This is a genomic window from Bacillus sp. EB106-04-02-XG92, from assembly GCF_058791995.1.
Window position 1 is genome coordinate 136,565 of the sequence record NZ_JBYTEA010000009.1, and the last position, 19,798, is coordinate 156,362.

Annotated in this window: 12 protein-coding genes and 6 pseudogenes; 10 read left to right on the forward strand and 8 right to left on the reverse strand. The window is 32.3% G+C overall.

Annotated features, from left to right (window positions below; genetic code table 11):
• Position 1 precedes the first annotated feature (1 nt).
• Positions 2-262: pseudogene (locus tag AC3WVA_RS20990) on the forward strand (RNA-guided endonuclease TnpB family protein); the annotation flags it as partial.
• Here AC3WVA_RS20990 and AC3WVA_RS20995 read toward each other — a convergent pair.
• A pseudogene (locus tag AC3WVA_RS20995) lies at positions 222-320 on the reverse strand (DUF5065 family protein); the annotation flags it as partial. The pseudogenes AC3WVA_RS20990 and AC3WVA_RS20995 sit on opposite strands and share 41 nt — an antisense overlap.
• A 155-nt stretch (positions 321-475) precedes the next feature.
• Positions 476-1,420 (reverse strand): nucleoside hydrolase, encoded by a 945-nt coding sequence (locus AC3WVA_RS21000; RefSeq protein ID WP_097841950.1) that lies wholly within the window; start codon positions 1,418-1,420, stop codon positions 476-478.
• Between the two features lie 375 nt (positions 1,421-1,795).
• Between AC3WVA_RS21000 and AC3WVA_RS21005 the strand changes: the two are divergent.
• The 3 genes and pseudogenes from AC3WVA_RS21005 to AC3WVA_RS21015 form a co-directional block, all read left to right on the forward strand.
• A pseudogene (locus AC3WVA_RS21005) lies at positions 1,796-1,963 on the forward strand (DUF1963 domain-containing protein); the annotation flags it as partial.
• Between the two features lie 437 nt (positions 1,964-2,400).
• A complete protein-coding gene (locus tag AC3WVA_RS21010) occupies positions 2,401-3,801 on the forward strand; it encodes a zinc dependent phospholipase C family protein (protein WP_098520983.1) in 1,401 nt (466 codons plus the stop codon).
• Between the two features lie 560 nt (positions 3,802-4,361).
• Positions 4,362-6,176 carry an acyltransferase family protein gene (locus tag AC3WVA_RS21015; RefSeq protein WP_492322156.1) on the forward strand — a complete coding sequence of 605 codons (1,815 nt, stop codon included), beginning with the start codon at positions 4,362-4,364 and terminating at the stop codon, positions 6,174-6,176.
• Positions 6,177-7,469: 1,293 nt separating this feature from the next.
• Here AC3WVA_RS21015 and AC3WVA_RS21020 read toward each other — a convergent pair.
• The 4 genes and pseudogenes from AC3WVA_RS21020 to AC3WVA_RS21035 form a co-directional block, all read right to left on the reverse strand.
• On the reverse strand, positions 7,470-8,102 hold the full coding sequence (locus AC3WVA_RS21020; protein ID WP_048528524.1) for a sterol desaturase family protein: 633 nt from the start codon (positions 8,100-8,102) through the stop codon (positions 7,470-7,472).
• 21 nt (positions 8,103-8,123) lie between these two features.
• Complete coding sequence (locus AC3WVA_RS21025) at positions 8,124-8,807, reverse strand: GntR family transcriptional regulator (protein ID WP_429604160.1); 684 nt, start codon at positions 8,805-8,807, stop codon at positions 8,124-8,126.
• Positions 8,808-8,964: 157 nt separating this feature from the next.
• A pseudogene (locus AC3WVA_RS21030) lies at positions 8,965-9,163 on the reverse strand (DDE-type integrase/transposase/recombinase); the annotation flags it as partial.
• 223 nt (positions 9,164-9,386) lie between these two features.
• Positions 9,387-10,054, reverse strand: a pseudogene (locus AC3WVA_RS21035) (transposase); the annotation flags it as partial.
• 804 nt (positions 10,055-10,858) lie between these two features.
• Here AC3WVA_RS21035 and nheA point away from each other — a divergent pair.
• The 3 genes from nheA (at position 10,859) to nheC (ending at position 14,577) form a co-directional block, all read left to right on the forward strand.
• The gene (gene nheA, locus AC3WVA_RS21040; RefSeq protein WP_492322157.1) at positions 10,859-12,019 is read left to right on the forward strand and encodes a non-hemolytic enterotoxin subunit A; all 1,161 of its coding nucleotides are present in this window, start codon (positions 10,859-10,861) and stop codon (positions 12,017-12,019) included.
• 59 nt (positions 12,020-12,078) lie between these two features.
• Positions 12,079-13,209 carry a non-hemolytic enterotoxin subunit B gene (gene nheB / locus AC3WVA_RS21045; protein WP_492322171.1) on the forward strand — a complete coding sequence of 377 codons (1,131 nt, stop codon included), beginning with the start codon at positions 12,079-12,081 and terminating at the stop codon, positions 13,207-13,209.
• 273 nt (positions 13,210-13,482) lie between these two features.
• Positions 13,483-14,577, forward strand: coding sequence for a non-hemolytic enterotoxin subunit C (gene nheC, locus AC3WVA_RS21050; RefSeq protein ID WP_492322158.1), 1,095 nt, complete (start codon positions 13,483-13,485; stop codon positions 14,575-14,577).
• A 303-nt stretch (positions 14,578-14,880) separates the two neighbouring features.
• Here nheC and AC3WVA_RS21055 read toward each other — a convergent pair whose 3' ends face one another.
• Positions 14,881-16,356 carry an FAD-dependent oxidoreductase gene (locus AC3WVA_RS21055; RefSeq protein ID WP_492322159.1) on the reverse strand — a complete coding sequence of 492 codons (1,476 nt, stop codon included), beginning with the start codon at positions 16,354-16,356 and terminating at the stop codon, positions 14,881-14,883.
• A 612-nt stretch (positions 16,357-16,968) separates the two neighbouring features.
• Between AC3WVA_RS21055 and AC3WVA_RS21060 the strand changes: the two genes are divergently transcribed.
• The gene (locus AC3WVA_RS21060; RefSeq protein WP_341014097.1) at positions 16,969-17,547 is read left to right on the forward strand and encodes a GNAT family N-acetyltransferase; all 579 of its coding nucleotides are present in this window, start codon (positions 16,969-16,971) and stop codon (positions 17,545-17,547) included.
• Between the two features lie 301 nt (positions 17,548-17,848).
• On the opposite strand, the gene AC3WVA_RS21065 is transcribed toward AC3WVA_RS21060, so the two are convergent.
• A complete protein-coding gene (locus tag AC3WVA_RS21065; protein WP_341014098.1) occupies positions 17,849-18,166 on the reverse strand; it encodes a hypothetical protein in 318 nt (105 codons plus the stop codon).
• A gap of 278 nt (positions 18,167-18,444) precedes the next feature.
• On the opposite strand from AC3WVA_RS21065, the pseudogene AC3WVA_RS21070 reads away from it, so the two are divergent.
• Positions 18,445-18,822, forward strand: a pseudogene (locus AC3WVA_RS21070) (transposase); the annotation flags it as partial.
• Between the two features lie 378 nt (positions 18,823-19,200).
• The gene (locus AC3WVA_RS21075) at positions 19,201-19,773 is read left to right on the forward strand and encodes a TetR/AcrR family transcriptional regulator (protein WP_098520981.1); all 573 of its coding nucleotides are present in this window, start codon (positions 19,201-19,203) and stop codon (positions 19,771-19,773) included.
• Positions 19,774-19,798: the final 25 nt, after the last annotated feature.

The window sequence follows — 19,798 nt, forward strand, 5'->3', positions numbered from 1 at the left end:
TGTGCCACAAACCATCACAGTTAAAGTTAAATTGCTTCCAACAAAACAACAAATCATGCTATTGGAACAAAGTAGCCACGAGTATATAAAAGTCATTAATGCCCTTGTATCTGAAATGGTTGAATCAAAGAAAAGCACGAAGAAAAGTACAAAGGATATTGAAGCCAATATCCCAAGTGCGGTGAAAAATCAAGCAATTAAAGATGCGAAAAGTGTGTTTTCTACAAAGGTGAAAAATATGATCCAGGGTTATAAACTGATGTAATTGGTGTTACAAATCTACCATAATTATGCGCAATATCAGAATCATAAAATGTTTTAGGAGTCTCAACAACATCACCATCAACTTAGTGGAATAAGTTACCCCCAAACATAATTAAATTCCAGGTCTATAAAAACAACAAATTTCCAATTAGAGGATACTTTAAAATCTTAGCTTGATAGCAAAACATATCCTTATATATAAGGGTTTTACCTAAAATAGTTCGCCAGTCATTACAGTCATAAACTCCTTAAAAAACTGTTCATAATTCATTTGTATTGCAATCCTATGTTTTGGACGATTACCGAATGTTTCTGGTTCAAAGGTAGATCTAAAATCTCCTATACTTTGTCCTCTTACAGTATCAAGTACATTAACTGTGACTGCTGATTGATGGTAGGTAAAAATGTCATCACGATTAATCGCAATTAAAGTAAGCGCATCATGAACCGGGCTACCTTGTATTCCAGGAACCTTTTTTTGATAAAATTGATAATAGTAATAGTCTAAAAGGGGCTTTAAAAATTTAGTTTTTCCTTTAGAGTGGATATAATTAACCATTTCTGGTGTTACAATAGCCGATTGCGTGACATTCAACGGATAAATTGATAGATTCTTTGCGTATCTCATTACAATATTAGCCGATCCAGGATCGCCATAAAAGTTAGCTTCAGCAATGGGAGTAACATTTCCTGGATATAGAAAAGCTCCTCCCATAATATAATAAGAATGTACATATTCCATCACATCTCCATAAAGGAGAAATAAAGTTGCAAGTGAAGTTAGCCTTCCGGTATTCACGATAATAAGTTCATTTTTATACTGCTTAATAAGTGTAAGCACCTCAAAAAAATTCTCAAATGTCTGAATCTCTAATCCTGTGTAAATGGGTCCTATCCCAAATTTGCCGTGAACTTCTGGGTAAAAAGTTTCAGCTTCTGAAGACATGGAATGCTCCGCCCCACCAAAAACTTTTATATATTCTTTTCCTACACTTTTAAGTAAAAAGCGAACATTTCGAACAACTTCGGCTTTAGGTACGTTCCCATAGTCTGCAACAATTCCTATAACATCAATTTTGTCTGTCAAATGCGCGTATATTATAGCTACCGTATCGTCAATTCCGAAATCCCCAAAAAACAGTACTTTTTTCCCCATACAATGTTGCTCCTTAATTTTACTAATTTTTAAAACGGATCATAATTATGTATCGTAGGATCAGATTGTTCTCATGTTTTTTTTGTAATACGGTATATGAATGAATTCATCTAGTTAATATACACTTTCGTTAATAATGAGCAAATTCCTTTTGTATGAAATGAAATAGTATGGAATTACTAATCTTAACAAGTTTTTTCTGATACCCTATACTCATTATGTAGTCCTCAAAATGATTAAAATACGTTATCTTTTTCTATAATTTTACAGAAAGAATAGCGTATTTTTTCATTATTGATACAATATAATTACCTATTAAAATTAGGAGAAAACAGAATACACATTTAGGCGGAAAAAGACCCGATTTATCTATAAATGAAAGTTATGGCAGTATTTCTTTCTCCAAACTTTGCTAAAGACTTGTCCAGCTTATCAGAAAATTTTCGTATTAGAGAATATGGTTCTTTAGAGGTACTAGTACCAAATGAGATGTCACTTACGTTTCCAAATCTAAAATCTTTTCCCTTAATACCTAGATTACTTTTTGGGAATATAGAAAAGCAAACAAAACAACACTTCAAAAAGTTCATTTTTCATTTTGGGGTAATTCTAAATTCTTTAGTTGATGGATATAGATTATTAACTTAAAACAACATAATTTCAATTATCTAGAGACAACGGTCTTTCATTAATATAATAAATGGAAGGTTATTCAATTCCCTATTTTTGGATATGTAAAATTACATAAAAAAACATGTTTAAATAAGACGCGCTTTTATATATAACTAGAGGTAGAGAAGAAAAACTATTGTTTAGGATTAATTTAAAATTTTTAATTTAATCGATGTTTGTTGGTATTCCATTAAGAGAGAAATTAAGCAATTAGCCTTTGCTAATCGCTCTTTTATTAGAGCTATTTAACTTTCTTGAATAAGATGAATATCCGCATAAGAATCTTTATATTTAGAAAGGGATAAAAAATGAAAAAAATCGTATCAACACTATGTATAGCTGGAGTGACTTTAACTATTTTAGGAGTATGTCCTCAAAGTAGTTATGCTCATCTCGATCAAATTGATTTAAATGAGAATGATCCTATTACTGCAAGATGGTCTGCAGAAGCTCCGTATCATTCTGATAAAAGTACACATTTATGGATTGCAAAACAAGCTATTGAAATTATGAAAACAGAATCTAATATTGAAGCAAATAAGCAGGCTGTGGACTTTTTAAATTATCCACAATATAATGATTTATTTTCTAAAGGATTATATGATGCAGATTATAATGCAGAGTTTAACGATGGTGGTACAGGAATAGGTGGCGTTTTTAAAGGCGGATGGAAATCTCACTTTTATGATCCTGATACTAAAGAAAATTATAGAGGAGAAACAAATCCAACGGCTCTTACACAAGGTAAGAAATACTTTTATGAATCTGGAGAATATTTACGAAATAAGGACTATGAAAAAGCTTTCTATTACTTAGGAGTAGCTACCCACTACTTTACAGATGCTACTCAACCTATGCATGCAGCAAATTTTACTGCAATTGATACGAGAGCTATAAAATATCATAGCTACTTTGAAAATTATGTTACAACCATTCAAAAGCAATTTGCAGTCAATACTGGAGGGAACTATAATAATTCTCTATCCACACCTGAAGAATGGATTGATTATGCGGCTCGAGTAGCTAAACCTGAAATCCAAAATATTACTAATGATAAAACATTTAAGTATTATAATAGTGGTAAGGCACAATTGTGGCAAGAAATGGTTACCCCAGCTGTGCAGCGAAGCTTAGGAGAAGCTCAGCGCAATACAGCAGGTTTCTTAAATCTGTGGTTTAAAACTTTTACTGAAAATGTGAAAGCTCCAAGTATAGAGACTGCATTAATCTATGATATAGAAGGAAGCGTCATAGAAGCAGGGAAAAATTATTATATCGTACCAAGTGAATCTCCTTATCAAGGTTTAACATTTGAATGGTATTTAGCAAATCGTTACGATTATGTCACACTTGCAAATAAAGAAAACAATGGTTTATCTGGTACACCTATGGAATTTGAATTCTACAAAGAAAATGATGCAAAGCTACACCACGGGGAGAGTATATACCTTCGCATGAAGCACTCAAATTACGACCAATTCCAATATTTAAATTGGTCTAATTATTCTAGTTGGATTCACCTTGCTCAAAAATCTGATAGTTTAGCTGATTTTAAAATTAAAATTAACCTGGATAATCCTACAGAATATAATATTTTTACAGATGACTATCCATTAAATTATGAGAATATAAATGCAAAGAAAAATTGGATTGTACTAGGTGAAAAAAAACAAAAACCTAGCTCGTGGAAGTTTATCCCTGTTAGATAACCTAAAAAGAAAACACTCGTTCTTAATCAGAATGAGTGTTTTTTATCATTTTAACCAAGAAGGCTCTTTCCTCAAGGTACGCGAAGAAGAAAAAAGAAAAGTTCAATCAATATACTATAGATTATAATAAGGAGAAATTAAGTTTCTATAAAGGCGCGAAGATAGAAATAAAAGAGCAAAAGCCAGAGAAATAATTATGAATTTAAGTATCTTGAAATTCTTCTATCTACGGACAAATCAAAGTTCTACATCGAGCTTCTTATATAGAAAATCTGTAAAAAGGATAAATTGGGATTGTGAAATATTACAAGGAGATATTCAAGTACTAGTTAATTAAATGATATATTGTAAAAGTCGAAAAAGCATTTTATAATGTTCTTTCGACTTTTTGGCTTGGTAACAAAGAACATAATTACAAATTAAGAAATTGCTATATAAAAGTTTCGTTGTATAGATGTACTTTTCCTTATATTCATAGAGTTTTCATTTGTTTTCTGTTGATGATCACTTATGAGAAAAAGTAACCAAACATATCAGCAAAGTTTAAGGGAGGATTATATATGCTCACACCATTAAAGAAAAATAATCGTTATATGGTCGGATTAGATAGTTTAAGAGGGCTGGCTATACTGGGCGTCGTGTTATATCATGTCAACTATAAGTGGATACCTGGAGGATTCCTGGGCGTTACAGTTTTCTTTGTACTCTCGGGTTATTTAATTACCGATCTACTTGCTACTGAGTGGGAGAAATATAAAAGAATTGATTTAAAAAATTTCTGGATACGTAGGGCAAGAAGATTACTTCCAGGAATGTTTGTTATGCTCATTATTGTGTTTGCATGGGTGACGTTATTTCATAACTCCTTATTAGGAAAAATGCGGGGAGATTCGTTAGCAGCAGTACTATATATTAGTAACTGGTGGTACATTTATCATAAGTTATCATATTTTGATAACTTTGGCCAACCTACTCCTTTAAATCATTTTTGGTCGTTGGCTGTTGAAGAGCAATTTTATGTAGTCTGGCCATTCATACTTAGTTTAGGATTCTACTACATAAAAAAACGATCACGTATGCCACTATTTATTTTTTTAGGAGCAATTGCTTCAGCAATTGCAATGGCTGTACTGTATGAGCCAGGAAGTGATCCAAGTAGAGTTTATTATGGTACCGATACAAGAGCGTTTTCTCTATTAATAGGGGCAGTACTCGCTCTACTTTGGCCAAGTAATAGACTTTCTAATAAAATTATTCCGTCAGCCCGTCTAGTGTTAGATGTAGTTGGGGGAATCGCTTTAATTATTATTTTAATTATGTTTTGGGAGACAAATCAATATGACTCATTCCTATATTGTGGAGGAATGTTATTTTTATCAGTTGTTACTGCTTTATTAGTAGCCAACCTTGCTCATCCAACTAGCAGAATTAGTGTGCTTTTAAGGTTTAAACCATTACGTTGGATTGGTATTCGGTCCTATGGAATATACCTTTGGCATTATCCGATTATCACATTGACAAGCTCGCAAGCTAGTACAGAAGAACCTCATCTTACTAAAGCTATTTTTCAAGTTTTTTTGATTCTACTTATGGCACATCTTTCGTGGAAGTTTATTGAAAATCCAATTCGGCAAGGTGCATTGAAGAATCTTCGTTTAAAGGACTTGAAAATAAGAGACTTATCATTCGTTAATAGAGTTGCTTTAGCATGTACAATATTCCTCTCCATAACAGTTATCTTTGGTTTCTCAACAGCCGGCAAAGTAAAAGACAATTCTAAACAAGTTAGGACAGAGGCGGTACAAGTGAAAAAAAATGAGGAACCAGCTCATCCAGTTATTAAGGAAGAGAAACCGGTTGATAAAACATTAGAGGACGAAAATAAAGATCCCTCTAAACAAATTAAACAACCTAAAACTGTTACAGCCATTGGTGATTCAATTATGATCGATGTCTCTCCGTATTTAAAAGATGCTTTTCCTAATATTACTATTGATGCGAAAATTGGAAGACAGATGTCTCAAGCATTGGAGATAGTAGAGGGAATGAAAAAGGAAGGCAATTTAGGAAGTCATGTTATTATTGGATTAGGTACAAATGGAGCATTTACTACCCAGCAACTAGAATCGTTAATTCAGTTAATAGGTGATGAACGTGAAATTGTATTAGTTAATACTAGAATACCTCGTCCGTGGGAGGCCGTAGTTAATGAGAAATTAAAAGAAGTCTCTTCCAAATTTCCAAATACTGTGCTAGTTGATTGGTATGCAGCAAGTGCTGGAAATCAATCATATTTCGAACCAGATGGAATTCATTTAAATCCAACAGGAGCAAAAGAATACGCTTCACTTGTTGTTCAGCATATTGATAAGTAATTTGATTCTCGTCTAGATAATTTACCATTCATTTTATTTTTAAAGTAGAGGTAGTCAAAACGTCTTTTTGTTATATCTATCAGTAGGATTTAGCTATAAGACAAGTTATTTAACTCGATAATTAAGTAAACTCAAGGGATGTTATAATAAAGAACATAAGAATGTTATTAGTTTAGAATAGAATTTAATCAGAAAAATTTATATTCCTTGATTTTACGTCAAACAAAAAGACTTCATTTTGAAAAAGATTAATCAAAATGGAGTCTTTTTTTGCTAATCAGTATATACATCAGAACAATTTTGTTATATCCGTATTCTTTTAAGTCTATATTTTCTGTTTCTATATAATAATGATAAAACTTTATTTGTAACCATTTGTTACTTCTAAATAAAATAGTGATAAATTCTTACTGTATGCCTAAATAGCAGGATACTGCGCTCTAAAATCTTTGTTAATAACTAAAGGAGTTAAAACTTTAGAGGCAATTCTTCTAAAGATCTCATTAGATAATTTTCTTTCCTTGAACTACTCACCACTTAACGTCCTTACGGACTGTTTGAAGTGGGAGATTCCTGCGAACACCGGTGTATCCACCGGTTATCTTAGCAGGCTCTATCCGTAGTCCCTACGGTGAAAACATAAGTATCTTGTACGTTGACTCACCACACTACCACTTTAGCTTGGTTTTCGCAACTTCGGCAAGTATGGGGCGAAAGAACGTTGAAGATTTTACGGTTGCAACGTTTTTCTGCAACCAACCTCATATCTTCAGTTTTCAAAGAGCAATCTGTACAAGTAAATGATAGCAAACATGTTGGCTTATGCCAACCGACATTCATCTCCCACCTAAAATTGGTGTTTCACACCTTCACATTTTTGAGGAAGGAGTCTTCTGTCGGAAAACGATAAAAAAAGAAAACAACTTGGATAGGAACAAATTGTTTTCTTATGAAGGGTACAACAAAGATAGAGTAGGGAAAGAATACACAAACATGCCAATCTAACAGAGTGGAGTAAAAAAAGATTGAAAAATCAGAAAATTTATAAAGCGAAGTTTCCTATTTAATCTCTTTTTTGTAAGTATAAGTTTAACATCAATAACAAGATAAAACAACAAAAAAATACAATGATAAATTAGACATTAAATTAACTGCTAAATAAATCCTTTACGTTAATATGTGAAAAGTTTCTTAACGTACTATTTAATAGGGAAAATACCTGTCACTCCCTGGGAAATGTCGAAACTGCAAAATTCTTTCGACATTTCTGGGGTTATGACAATGGATTATTTTTTATAATTCTATTTTCTGGTCACCACGTTTTTCTAGATTTTTAGCAGTTTTACTTTGGACAACATCTTTTTGGTCTTTAAAGGTTCCCATGAGAAAATCATAGGCTGGATTTGTAACACCATACCAGTAATTTTCATTTTTGAAGTGATGCCATAAATGAACTTTTTTCATCCATCGCCCCCATGGTGATATTGGTTGAAGGGGGCGATGCGCGATATAATGCTTCCACTCATAAAATAATAAAAAGAGCATAATACCTGCAATAAATGCGTTTGTCATGACAAAGCTGGATGAAAGAAAATAAAAAATGGCTCCTGAAATTGCAATGTTTGGCACACTATACCATAAGGGTAAAAATAATAAATGCAATTCATTCGGATTTGTATGATGGTCATAATGTAGGCGCTTAAGCATTTTTAATAAAAATGCATTCTTTGGTGGCTTTAGATGAAAAATAAACCTGTGAGTAGCGTACTCAGCTAAGGAATACATAATCATTCCCAAAATAAAAGCACCCCAAATTTCGATAGAGGTTAAATGTAAAATCATAAATCCAAAGCTAGTGAGGAAAAGACAGCTCATAATCAAAATATCAGGATAGGAAAAATATTCTTTAAAATATTTTAGTTTCATTTATCACGCCTCCAGCTTTCTTTATTTTTTTCTATCTTTCCAAAGAGCCAAGCTTTTTTCCAAAGTTGTTTTACACAATCTTTCTGCTTCAATCGCATCTCCTTTTAATGCAGCTTTTAATAAATCGTGATAATAGTTGAAGGATAACTCACGATGATCTTTTACAGAAAAATACCTTTTTGCCATATCTACATAAATGGAATCAAAGCTATTTAAAATGAGTAGAAAGATCGGATTGGCAGCAAGCACAGCACACCTTTTTTGCAAATCCCAATCAAATGCTGCATAGCTTTCTGCACTATCTTCAAGTTGCTCAAGATTAGCCAGGAGAGCAACCACTTTAGGTTGATTAAACGTAACAGCATTACGAATATAAGTCGGAGTCAACGAACTTCTAAATTCTAATAAATACATAATAAATTCATCTGTAATGGTATGATGATTCTCAACAATATTAATAAGTGTCGTTAGATTACCATTGCTCCAATAATCATTAATAATCGATGGCATTCCTTTTCTCCCTGTTATCCATCCACTCCTTCCTAAACGTTGAAGCGCCTCACGAATAGTTGGGCGACCGACACCAAATTCTTTCGCAAGCTCTCTTTCCGGTGGTAAAGTACTTCCTACAGAATAAACACCACCCAATATGGATCTAATTAATTCATTCTCAATTTTATCTGAGGTGCTTTCCTTTTCTTTCAAGCCATCTTCCCCTTTATTTTCATGGTAATACATGTTAAGTATATTGGTAATACCAAAAATTATATAATGAATTTGAATTTTCCGTCAATAATAAAGATGCGAATTTTTATCAGGATGTATTAAGTTAATTTAATCAAAATTTTTTCAAGAGCTACAAATCAATCGTGTTTCCTTCTGAATCGATGGCACGATATAAATACATCCATTGTCTTTTTACTTTAATATAGGTTTTATCGGCTTTCCATGAGTTATTTGTTGATTTAAGATGTTACCATACTTTCTCTAACAAATGAATGAACCCAGCTCATAATCGTTGTATGAGCAACAGATAATCCTCTTTTCTCCATCATTTTCACCTGGAGATGTCAATTTTCTCGTTCTGGGGTATTTATTTTTCTTAGGTTGATGGCGATGGGGTAGCATCACACATCCATCAACTTAAGGTATATTTTTATACAAAATGCGTTCTTTCCATATAGTTTTTTATTATCTTTTATGAATTTTATAAAAGTTGGTATATCAAATAAACCCTGATGGGCTTCAATTTTTTTACTATGTTACCTGATGAGTAGAAGTGGTCTACTCATATATAACACCCAAAATATCAAAGACTGTCTTTTTCTCATATCGATGAGATTTTCGTCCGTTGCGCTGTAGGAGGTTGAATAGACGAAGGAGAACCTTTGGTGATTCTTGGGTGTTTTTGTGTAATGCTTGTTAAAAAAGTAAAAATAATTCTTAATTATGTACATCGCTTTATATTCACTTAGCTCTTTTGGTTTCTTATGTAACAGGATTTCTCGCATTTTAAACATAGTAGAAGAACATAATAGAATACTAATGAGTTGCCCATAAAGGTGACATTCTAATCATTCTTGTTTAATAGATTTACAACGATGAATTTGAAACCAAGATTTCCATATTTTAAATAACAGTTCAATTTGCCAACGTAGTGAATATAGAACATAAATTTTCTCTTTTGGTACCCATTCCGTAGGAATGTTTGTCATATATCTCGTAATGCCTTGTAAAAGTTTTGTACGCTCTGTATATGTAATTACATTTTTTTTTTCGCGAATAGCTCGATCACGTAGGCGTTTCTGTTTTTGCTCCTCGGTACATCTATAAACCACAATGCGATTAGGCAGTTTGTCTTTACTCTCCACATATACATCATGTAATTCATACACTTGACCAGGTTGTAATTGCTTCATAATGTCTTTCAAATGAATTTGTATATATACCGGTTAGTTCAGAAAAAATGGTCTTAGCAATGTGGTACCCCACATATGTTTCATTGACTCTATAGGGGGGCATTTAGTTGTTTTAGAACATGTCGGATTCTTTTGTCCAAGACTGATGAATCCAACGCATAATTGTTATAGAAGTCATGGAAACTTAATATTAATGTAGCGGTAGTACATAATAGTTATTTGTAGAATTACCACTTATGACTATGTATATATAATAGTTAACTTTCCTCTATATGGATATGCAATTTTACATATCCATATAGAGGAAGAAATAAGTGAAGAGTACTGAAAAATTATACTAAAATATTGTTTTGAAAATAAAAATTCACCTAGTTAAATTAAATCAGGTATCTTTTTATCGGTATTATTAAATTATAATTATTTTAATTATAGGAGTGAAGTTCTATAGCAATTTTAGAAGTATAGTATTTTAATGTGTACACATATTACATAATTAAGATAAAAAAACAAAAAAAGGACAAAATTATACAAAAAACTACAAAATTTTACTATATACGCACTGAAAATTTGATGTTTTAATAAGGGCACAAGGTGTTAGTTACATTTTAAGACATATAAAATCAAGATCATCTTCGTATATGTCTTTTATGTAATGACTTAGGGAATAAGTTTATAGTAGGGCATTATGTACAAATGTTTACAATCTATATTTATATTCCTTAAAATCCATCCTTAAATTAATCTATATAGATTAATTGTTATAGTGTTGGATTTCAAATTAATTAAAATTTAGTCCAACTATTTTATCAAAAGACACCAATAAATGGGGGGATCACTATGAAAAAAGCGTTAGTCGCAGGGTTATTAGTTACAGCAGTATCTACAAGTTGCTTCTCACCTGTAAATACTTTTGCAGAAAGTAATACGACTTATTTACAACCAAGCAGTGTACTTGGATCCGCTATGGATAGGTTATCAAATTCGATTACGAAATTAGGATCACAGACGCCATTAATTCAAGGATATGGGCTAATCATATTACAGCAACCAGACCTTGATGTAAATACTATATATGGAATAACAACTGATCAAGGTACTGCAAGAAACCATGTTCGAGACTGGCTGGATGTATATAATCCCAAATTATTCAAAGTAAATCAAGACATACAGAGTTTCGGAATAAGATTTACAAATTATTATAATACACTGGTTGAACTAGCTGGAAAAATGAATGAAGATCCGCAAGCAAAAGCATCATTTATACGTATTTTTAATTTACTTCAAGGTGACGTGCAAACAATTCAGTATAATATAAAAATAAATTCAGAAGACTTAAATAATTTTAAAGACGATTTGGTTGAAGATAGTAATAAATTTTCTATTAAAGTTACCAGAGCGTTTGAATCTTATAAGAGTTCAAACGGAGACATTGAAAAATTAAGAACAGAAATGGGACAACTTAATGCAGGCATTCAAGAAGATTTTGAAAAACTTCTAGCTCTACCAAAAGAAAATCTAGACGGTTCTTTAAATATTACAAAGTCGGTTATTAATATTTTGAAAGACGGAGTTAAGGATAAAACTGTAGACGTGTCTAATTTGGAAGCGATTTATAACCAATATGGACAACTTACAAATGATAAAGTAACAGAACTGAATAAAGCTATTGCTCAAAAACAACAGAAACTAATTCAATTGGTGCAAAATTTATCGAATATTGAAGTGCAAGCAACTCAAATGACACTTATTGAGCAGCAATTAAATAACTTTACAAGAACAGTTAAAAATCAAACTCAGAGTTTTGACAATCTAGTAAGTAGTTGGGACACCTTTAATAACATAATGATTCAAACGGGGACAAGTCTTAATGCTGATACGAAAATAGATTCCAATTCATTACAAGCACGTTTAAAAGAGCTTAAACAGTTTACGGATGAATTGAAAAAACAAACAACGGAATATCAAGAGAGTGTTACAAAAATAAAAGTAACAGGTTGAGATTTGTAGAATTCAGAACAATAATTCTTAATAATATAATGTAAGGAGAGAAAAATGTGATGAAAAAACCTTATAAAGTAATGGCCTTATCTACATTAATAGCAACAATCGTAGCGGGTGGCATTATACCATCATATGCCTCAGCAGAGGAACCAGCACCTATTCATGCAAATCAAGACCTTAAATACCCTAGTTATTACCTTGGACCAACAGGGCTTGATAATGCGATGAAGGATACTAAATCCAATATGTTGGTAATGGACCTGTATGCTTTAACTATACTTAAACAAGCAGATATTAATTTGGATGGTTTACCTTCAGTTGGCGATGATTTAAAAACAGACATTAAAGCCAACCAAAATATTACTAGAGAAAATGCAACATACTGGTTAAATAATTTAAAATCAGGAATAATTACGACGAATCAAAATATTATCAGTTATGATACAACATTCCAAAATTATTCTCGTTATTTATTACAATATAAAAATGATCCAGTCAAACTAACAGCTTTGCTTACAAAGTTGAATGGTGAAATTTCACAGAATAAAGCTCAAGTTACCAAATTAGTGGATGATTTGAGAAGCTTTCGCGGCAAATTAGAAACAGATACACAAAAATTAAAAGGGAATGCTGAAAAAATCGTAAATATTTTAACTGGTGAAGAAGCTGGAATTCCACTGTTCCAGCAACAAATCGAAGCGAATAAAGCATTAATTGATGAAAATAATAAAATTTATATTGGATCGTCGGTTGCAACTGCTTTTAGTGTATACTTAATTCTTTCTCCTTTTGCGCCTCTTGGTGCAGCTGGATTAGGAGGCTCTATATTCGGAGTTGTTTCATCGCAGCAGCAGATAATCAAGGCACAAGAAGAAATTATAAAGCTAACACAAAATATTTCAATGGCGAAACTACAGTCAGGTAGGTTAACGATAGTACAAGGTGATATTAAAAATTTAACAGATACAATTGATAAAGCTATTGTTTCTCTTGAAAATATAAAGACTACGTGGGATGTAATGGGTACAAAATATGACGCATTGATTGATAAAGCTAAAAAGGTTGACCCAGAATTCCTTGCTATGGATATAACAGCAGATCTGGATACAGCGAAGGAACATTGGGAGCAGATTAGAAAGTATGCTGAAAATATTCAAAGTAGTGAGATTTCATTCTTGAACAAATAATATTACATCAAGAAATTGCCGAAGTAATGAAAAATATAATATACTAAGTTTCCCTTTTGAAGAACACATAATATGAGTCTCCTGTTCAAGTTTGAGCAGGAGACTTCCTATATAGTTATGAAACTTAATAAAGATTATAGAATAAGAAAGTAAGAGTATCTCTATTTTAATATGTTGTTTTATTTGCAATAATCTTAATTCATTTGAAGTAAAGAATAGAAGCTTATGAATTTAATAAAATATGTGATGCATGTAAAAGAGTAGGTGAAAAAGATGAATAAGAATTTATATAAGAAAATTATTTTGTCAACAATCATTACGGGAATGGCAGCGAATAATGTAATTCCACTTCATACTTTAGCAGCAGAACCAACTGTGTCCCAACAGCAAGAAAGTTTGAAGAACTATTCTCTTGCCCTTGGTCCTGGTGAATTTAAAGAAGTAATGGGAAAAATGGTGGCAAATATCCTTACAATGGATTCATATGCCAATACAATCAGTAATCAACAGTTAACAGATTTAAGTAAAATAAGTTCTATAAATGGTGATTTACAAGCAAACATGATTAAGCATCAACGGGATGCAATAGAGAATGCCGACTTTTGGTTCATGTATTTTAAAACTCGTATTATGTACACGCATCAGAATATTGTAAGTTATAATGATACGTTTCAAGCAAGTTATAAGCTTTTACTAACTGCTATAGAGCAAAAAGATACAGAGAAATTAAAATATGAACTAGAAAATTTGCACAATAGTATTTTGTACAATAGTCAAAAATTAGATGTACTGTTAGAAAAATTGAAAAACTTTCAAGGTGAAATAGCAGAAGATACAAGAAATTTCAAAGAAGATTTCAATCAATTGGAGAATATTCTAGAAAGTACGAACACTGGTATTCCGCTCCTACAACAACGAATTGAGAATTGTAATAATACCATTAAAGAAAACTATGATAAACGTGGTGGCTATATAGCTTTATCTGTATTTATGCCTCCGGTTGGTATACCATTGATTGTCACTGCTGACAAGAATATCGCATCTGCACAACAAGAAATTGAACAATTAAAGTCTAGAATTTCTGGAGCAGAAGCAGAAGTAGTTATTTTGACTGATGCCAAAAATAAAATGGAACATATGGCTGCAACAGTTGGTACAGCTGTTACTGCTCTTGAAAATATAAAGACTCAGTGGGGGACAGTGGAGAAAAAATATAAATCATTGATTGACAGTGTTGACAACATTAGCCTAGACTTGTTTGATGAGATTATAATAGCAGATCTGAATACAGCGAAGGATAATTGGCAGGACCTTAAAAATTATACGGATAAATTATTTGAAGGTGCTAAGATTGCACAAAATAAATAGATTGTACAAATAGGAAAACCGCAAATAGGACCGGATTACAACTAAATACGTGTAAAATAACAAAATTAAAATTAAATAATAAAAGCTTATCGTAAACTAAAAGAAGCATAAGATGGACAAAATGGTCAGCTTATGCTTCTTGTTACAGCAATATTCTCGTACCTCAACAGATTATTGACTCGTGCAACTTCAATATATTATTCATATAATTTGTTTGAGGATTTATTCCATGATTTTATAATTTTAAAGCTGCCATCTTAATAATAATTTCCCCCGAGTTTCATAACCGCTACATAAATTTAGTTAGTAACCAGAGTCTTCTGAAGTAAGATTATCTATCATTTTATAATCATATTTTTGCAATGGTTTTTCAGCAGGCCCTTCAAGTACTTCTCCTGTATACGAGAATCGCGAACCATGGCATGGGCAATCCCAAGAGTGTTCACCATTGTTCCATTCAACTTCGCATCCGATATGAGTACAAGTTGTATCTACAATATAAAGTTTCCCTTCTGCGTTTCTATAAGCTCCTTTTCTATGTCCATCAATGTCAACGACGGCTCCTTCATCGTTAGATAAATCACGAATACATTTTTGAGGAATCTCTAACTTTCCTTTAATTAAGTGTCCAACAACATTGGCATTTTCGACTAAGAAATTCTTTAAACTAGGATTCATGTGGAAGCGAGAGGGAGTATATAATTCCCGATACTTGGTCTTTTCTTTTAATATGATGTTTCGAAATAAAAGCGCCGCTGCGGTTCCGTTTGTCATACCCCATTTTCTGTATCCAGTAGCAATTAATATATTTTTTTGATCGGAGGTAATTTCACCGATATAAGGAATCTTGTCTAGTGTAATTAAATCTTGTGCTGACCAACGATATGGGATATTTTCAAGGCCAAAAACTTGTTGCCCGAATATTTCTAGTGCTTCATAATGTTTTAGTGTTTCTCCGCCTTGTCCCGTTTTATGACTTTCTCCAGAGATAAGAATAAATTTTTCTCCATTAATTGTTGTAGAACGGAGGGAGCGGGTTGCTTCATCTACACTAATATACATACCACCTGGATAATCTGTTTTTGTCTTAGCGGCAATTATATAGGATCGGTCTGCATGCATTCTTGTAGAGTAAAGTCCTGCGCCTTCATAAAAAGGGAAATGAGAACAAGAGAGAATATACTTGCCTGCAATTTGAGCTCCTCCACGGGTAAAAACTACAGGTTGTTCGCCTGTTTTTATATTTACTGCTGTGGTATTTTCAAAGATGTATCCATCTTTTTCTGTAATTATATTTGAAAGATGAGCTAAATACTTAAGGGGATGGAATTGTGCTTGATTTCTCATAACAAGTGCATTATGTATTTTTAAATCAATAGGAAGTTTGTTTACAAGTTCGCCTTCAATACGAAGCTCTTTATAAGCTTCTGCTTCTTTTTCTAACTTAAATGCATATTCTTCTGTTGTGGCATACAAATAAGCATCTTGTTGAATAAAATCGCAATCAATGTGATGTTTATTAATTGTGGCTTGAATGAATTTTAAAGCATCTATGTTTGCTTCATAATACAATCTTGAGGTAGTTTTTCCAGTATATCTGATAAGCTCGTCATAAATCATGTCATGTTGAGCCGTAATTTTAGCTGTCGTATGTCCAGTCGTTCCATTTAATAACTTGTCTGCCTCTATGACAGCGACTTTTAGACCTTCATTTACTAAAAGATAGGCAGAAGTAATGCCAGTAATTCCTCCTCCTATAATAATAACATCGACCTGCATGTCATTTTCTAAGGAAGGGTAGTCTGGTAAATGAATACTGCTCGTCCAATAAGATTCCTCTAGGTTGGGAACATATTAATTTACTTGGAGAATACCATTTTAATTCAGAAAAAATGATCTCATTAGATTCTTTAAGACCATTGAAACTTTCTTAACGTCGTTAAAAATGGGGGAATCGGCTTGAAAATGGGCTTAGCGTTGTAAATCCGCATTTTCCTGACGGTACCCCATGCCCATCAACTTAAGAATTTTATAACACTCTAAACAAAAAAATGTACATTTTCTCCTGGATATGTACATTTTTTTGTTTCGGGATATTTGCTTTTCTTAGCTTGATAGCGATGGGGTACAGCCAACAAAAGTTATGATGTTTATAAAAAACCTGTAGGAATGGTGTGTAAAACCATACCACTAGTTAAAGAAAATATATATATGGTGGACCTTTTGAAATAGATATAATTACGTGAAAATTATATTAAGAAGGGCAAGGAAGTGTTTAATGATTTTAAGTTTGTAGACAATCCTCCGGTTTATATCCAATTAAAGGATCATTTGAAAAAATGATTATGAAATGCCAACTATTGGAGCATCTATAGAAAAGGAGAATAGTTTATGAAAATAGTAAATGATAGAGCCATGTTACGATTAATGCATGTAAATGATGTCAAAAGTTTATTTACCATTGTGGAAGGAAATAAAGAAATATGGACGTATTTAATATCTAAAATGGATAGTTATCAAGATATGGAGCAGTATGTTCAAGTAGCAATAAAAGGTTTTAAAGGGGAAACTGATCTACCATTTGTTGTTGTAGATCAAAAAACGAATGAAATTGTAGGTAGTACACGTTTGTACAGTATTTCAAATGATAACAAAACGGTTGAACTTGGGCAAACGTGGTATCATCCAAGTGTACATCGTACAAGTATAAATACTGAGTGTAAGTATATGTTATTACAATATGCTTTTGAAGAATTACATATGTTACGTGTGCAAATAAAAACTGATTTACGAAATGAAAAAGCACAGCGCGCAATTGAAAGGCTTGGTGCTGTAAAAGAAGGTGTATTGCGAAACGAGAGACAATTGCCAAACGGTTATGTACGAGATGCAGTTGTATATAGTATTATTGCAAGCGAATGGCCGGTTGTAAAAGAGAAACTATTACAAAAACTAGCTATATATAAATAAGGAATCATGGTTAAATATATAAAAAGATTTTAATTAAATTTTTTTCCAAACCAACAAAACACGGATTTAGCCTTAGCGTACAATTTTCCCGAAATGGTATGGTGACCCCATGCCCATCAACTTAAAAAATTCATTGTTCCCCAAAACGAAAAAAATGAACTGAATTCTTATAAACAGACAACAGTGATGAGATAAAATTTTTGTTTTGGGGATACTCTAAAATATTAGCTTGTTAGCGATGTGGCGGTACCCCTAATAAACATTAATCAAAAAACCTTCAGTAAACCTGAAGGTTTTTTGATTAATATTTATTTTTCGGTTCATATAAGTAAAAATTGTCTTCTCCAGGAAACTTTATAACAATAACTTTTCTATTTTCTTTTTCAAATACAGTAGTAGCTCCTTCTTCATGCGTTTTTTTCCACCCTTTAGCTCTTATAGACATTAAAGGTAAATATCCAAAAGTATATTGATAATCTGCTGGCTTATCATCTTCAACATGGTTAGAAAAAATAAACACAGGAAAATCTTTAATTTTTGACTCTTTCGTCATTAAGAATGTAGAGAGAATCAGTAGTAATAAGACCCCTAGAATTATCTTTGATTTTTTAAACTTCACAATTTATCACTCCTATTGATATTGTACTAAATATCATAATAGAAAAATATAAAAATTAGTTCATTTGGCGAGATAAACAAAAAAAGTAATATGTGTTGATGTGTAGAGATAATAAAATCATATAATTTCGAACGTAGAAATAAAGTAACCATCTATCGGTTAAATAGATGGTTATGGAGTGCTGACGCATCGCCATAAAGCTAAAGTTTTACACTATCCATTATGTAAAATAGACGTTATTCTTTTTGTAGAAATATACAGAAAGGATGGCGTTTTGTATGAATCTATCGATTCAGGATGAGTTTCATTTGTTCGCTAAAGAACTACAGCGATATCTATCTCCACATATTCTTCAACAACTTGCACAAGAGACAGGTTTTGTAAAACGTAAAAGTAAGTATGGTGCACGAGATTTGGCTCCTATTTATCCTGGTTCAGGAGGATGTGCACAAACAGCCGGTATTAAGATTCAGCTAGAGTATGATTTACATAGCGGGAAATTCCTGAATTTTCAAATGGAACCAGGTAAAAATAATGATAAAACCTTTGGTACACAGTGTTTAGATACCTTACGCCCAGGAGATTTATGTATTCGAGATTTAGGATATTTTTCTCTAAAAGATTTAGACCAGACGGATCAACGGGGAGTATTCTATTAATCAAGCGGCTTAAATAAAAAAAATGAAACCCTTTAGGGTTTATTTCGTATGCAACTCTTTAATTTCCCTCACATGTAGCCTTTAGAAAAAAAACAACGTCAACTATAATTGACGTTGTATGGGCTTAACTTGATAGCGATGGATACCGCCCACATTTTAACGAAAATATACGTTAAGTAAAATTCGACATATAATGTTTATGTGATGTTAGAGGTATACTACTATTTGAACTACCACCAATCTCACTTCGTTTAGAAGGAGAATTTTAATGATTAAAAGTAAATTGTTTTAAGAAGAAAGTTCACGTTATTGACTTTCCATTATTTTCAATATAGCATATAGACCATTCGTTATAATTAAAGGGGGAGATAAATATTGGAAAAACAAGAAACTAAGTTAAAAATATTAGCAGTAGCATCAAAACTGTTTCAAAAACAAGGCTACCATGCAACAGGTATAAATCAAATTATTAAAGAATCGGGTTGTCCAAAGGGCTCCATATATCACTATTTTCCTAAGGGAAAAGAACAATTAGCCATTGAGGCTATTAATAGAATAAAAGATCTTGCAACTGAGCACCTAAGATTATTATTCTCTCAGCATGATGATGTAATAAAAGCTCTTGATGAATTTTTAAATCAATTTTTAAAATTTGATTCAAAGGCTACACATGATGGGATACCATTAGCATTAATTTCCCTAGAAACTTCGCATATGAGCGAACAACTCCGCTTGGCATGTAGAGATGCTTATGATGCACTTGTAAACATATTAAAAGAGAAATTTATTGAGTCAAATTGGTCCCGCACGGCAGCAGAAGAAAATGCATATTTATTCTTTAGCATGATAGAAGGTGCTAGTATTTACGCATTAACGTACCAATCAAAAGAACCCTTGAAAATAATAAGTAAAGCAACTATGGAAATTATCAGGAGAAGGTCAAAATAAAGGGAAAAAGCGAATAGGGGGTTGA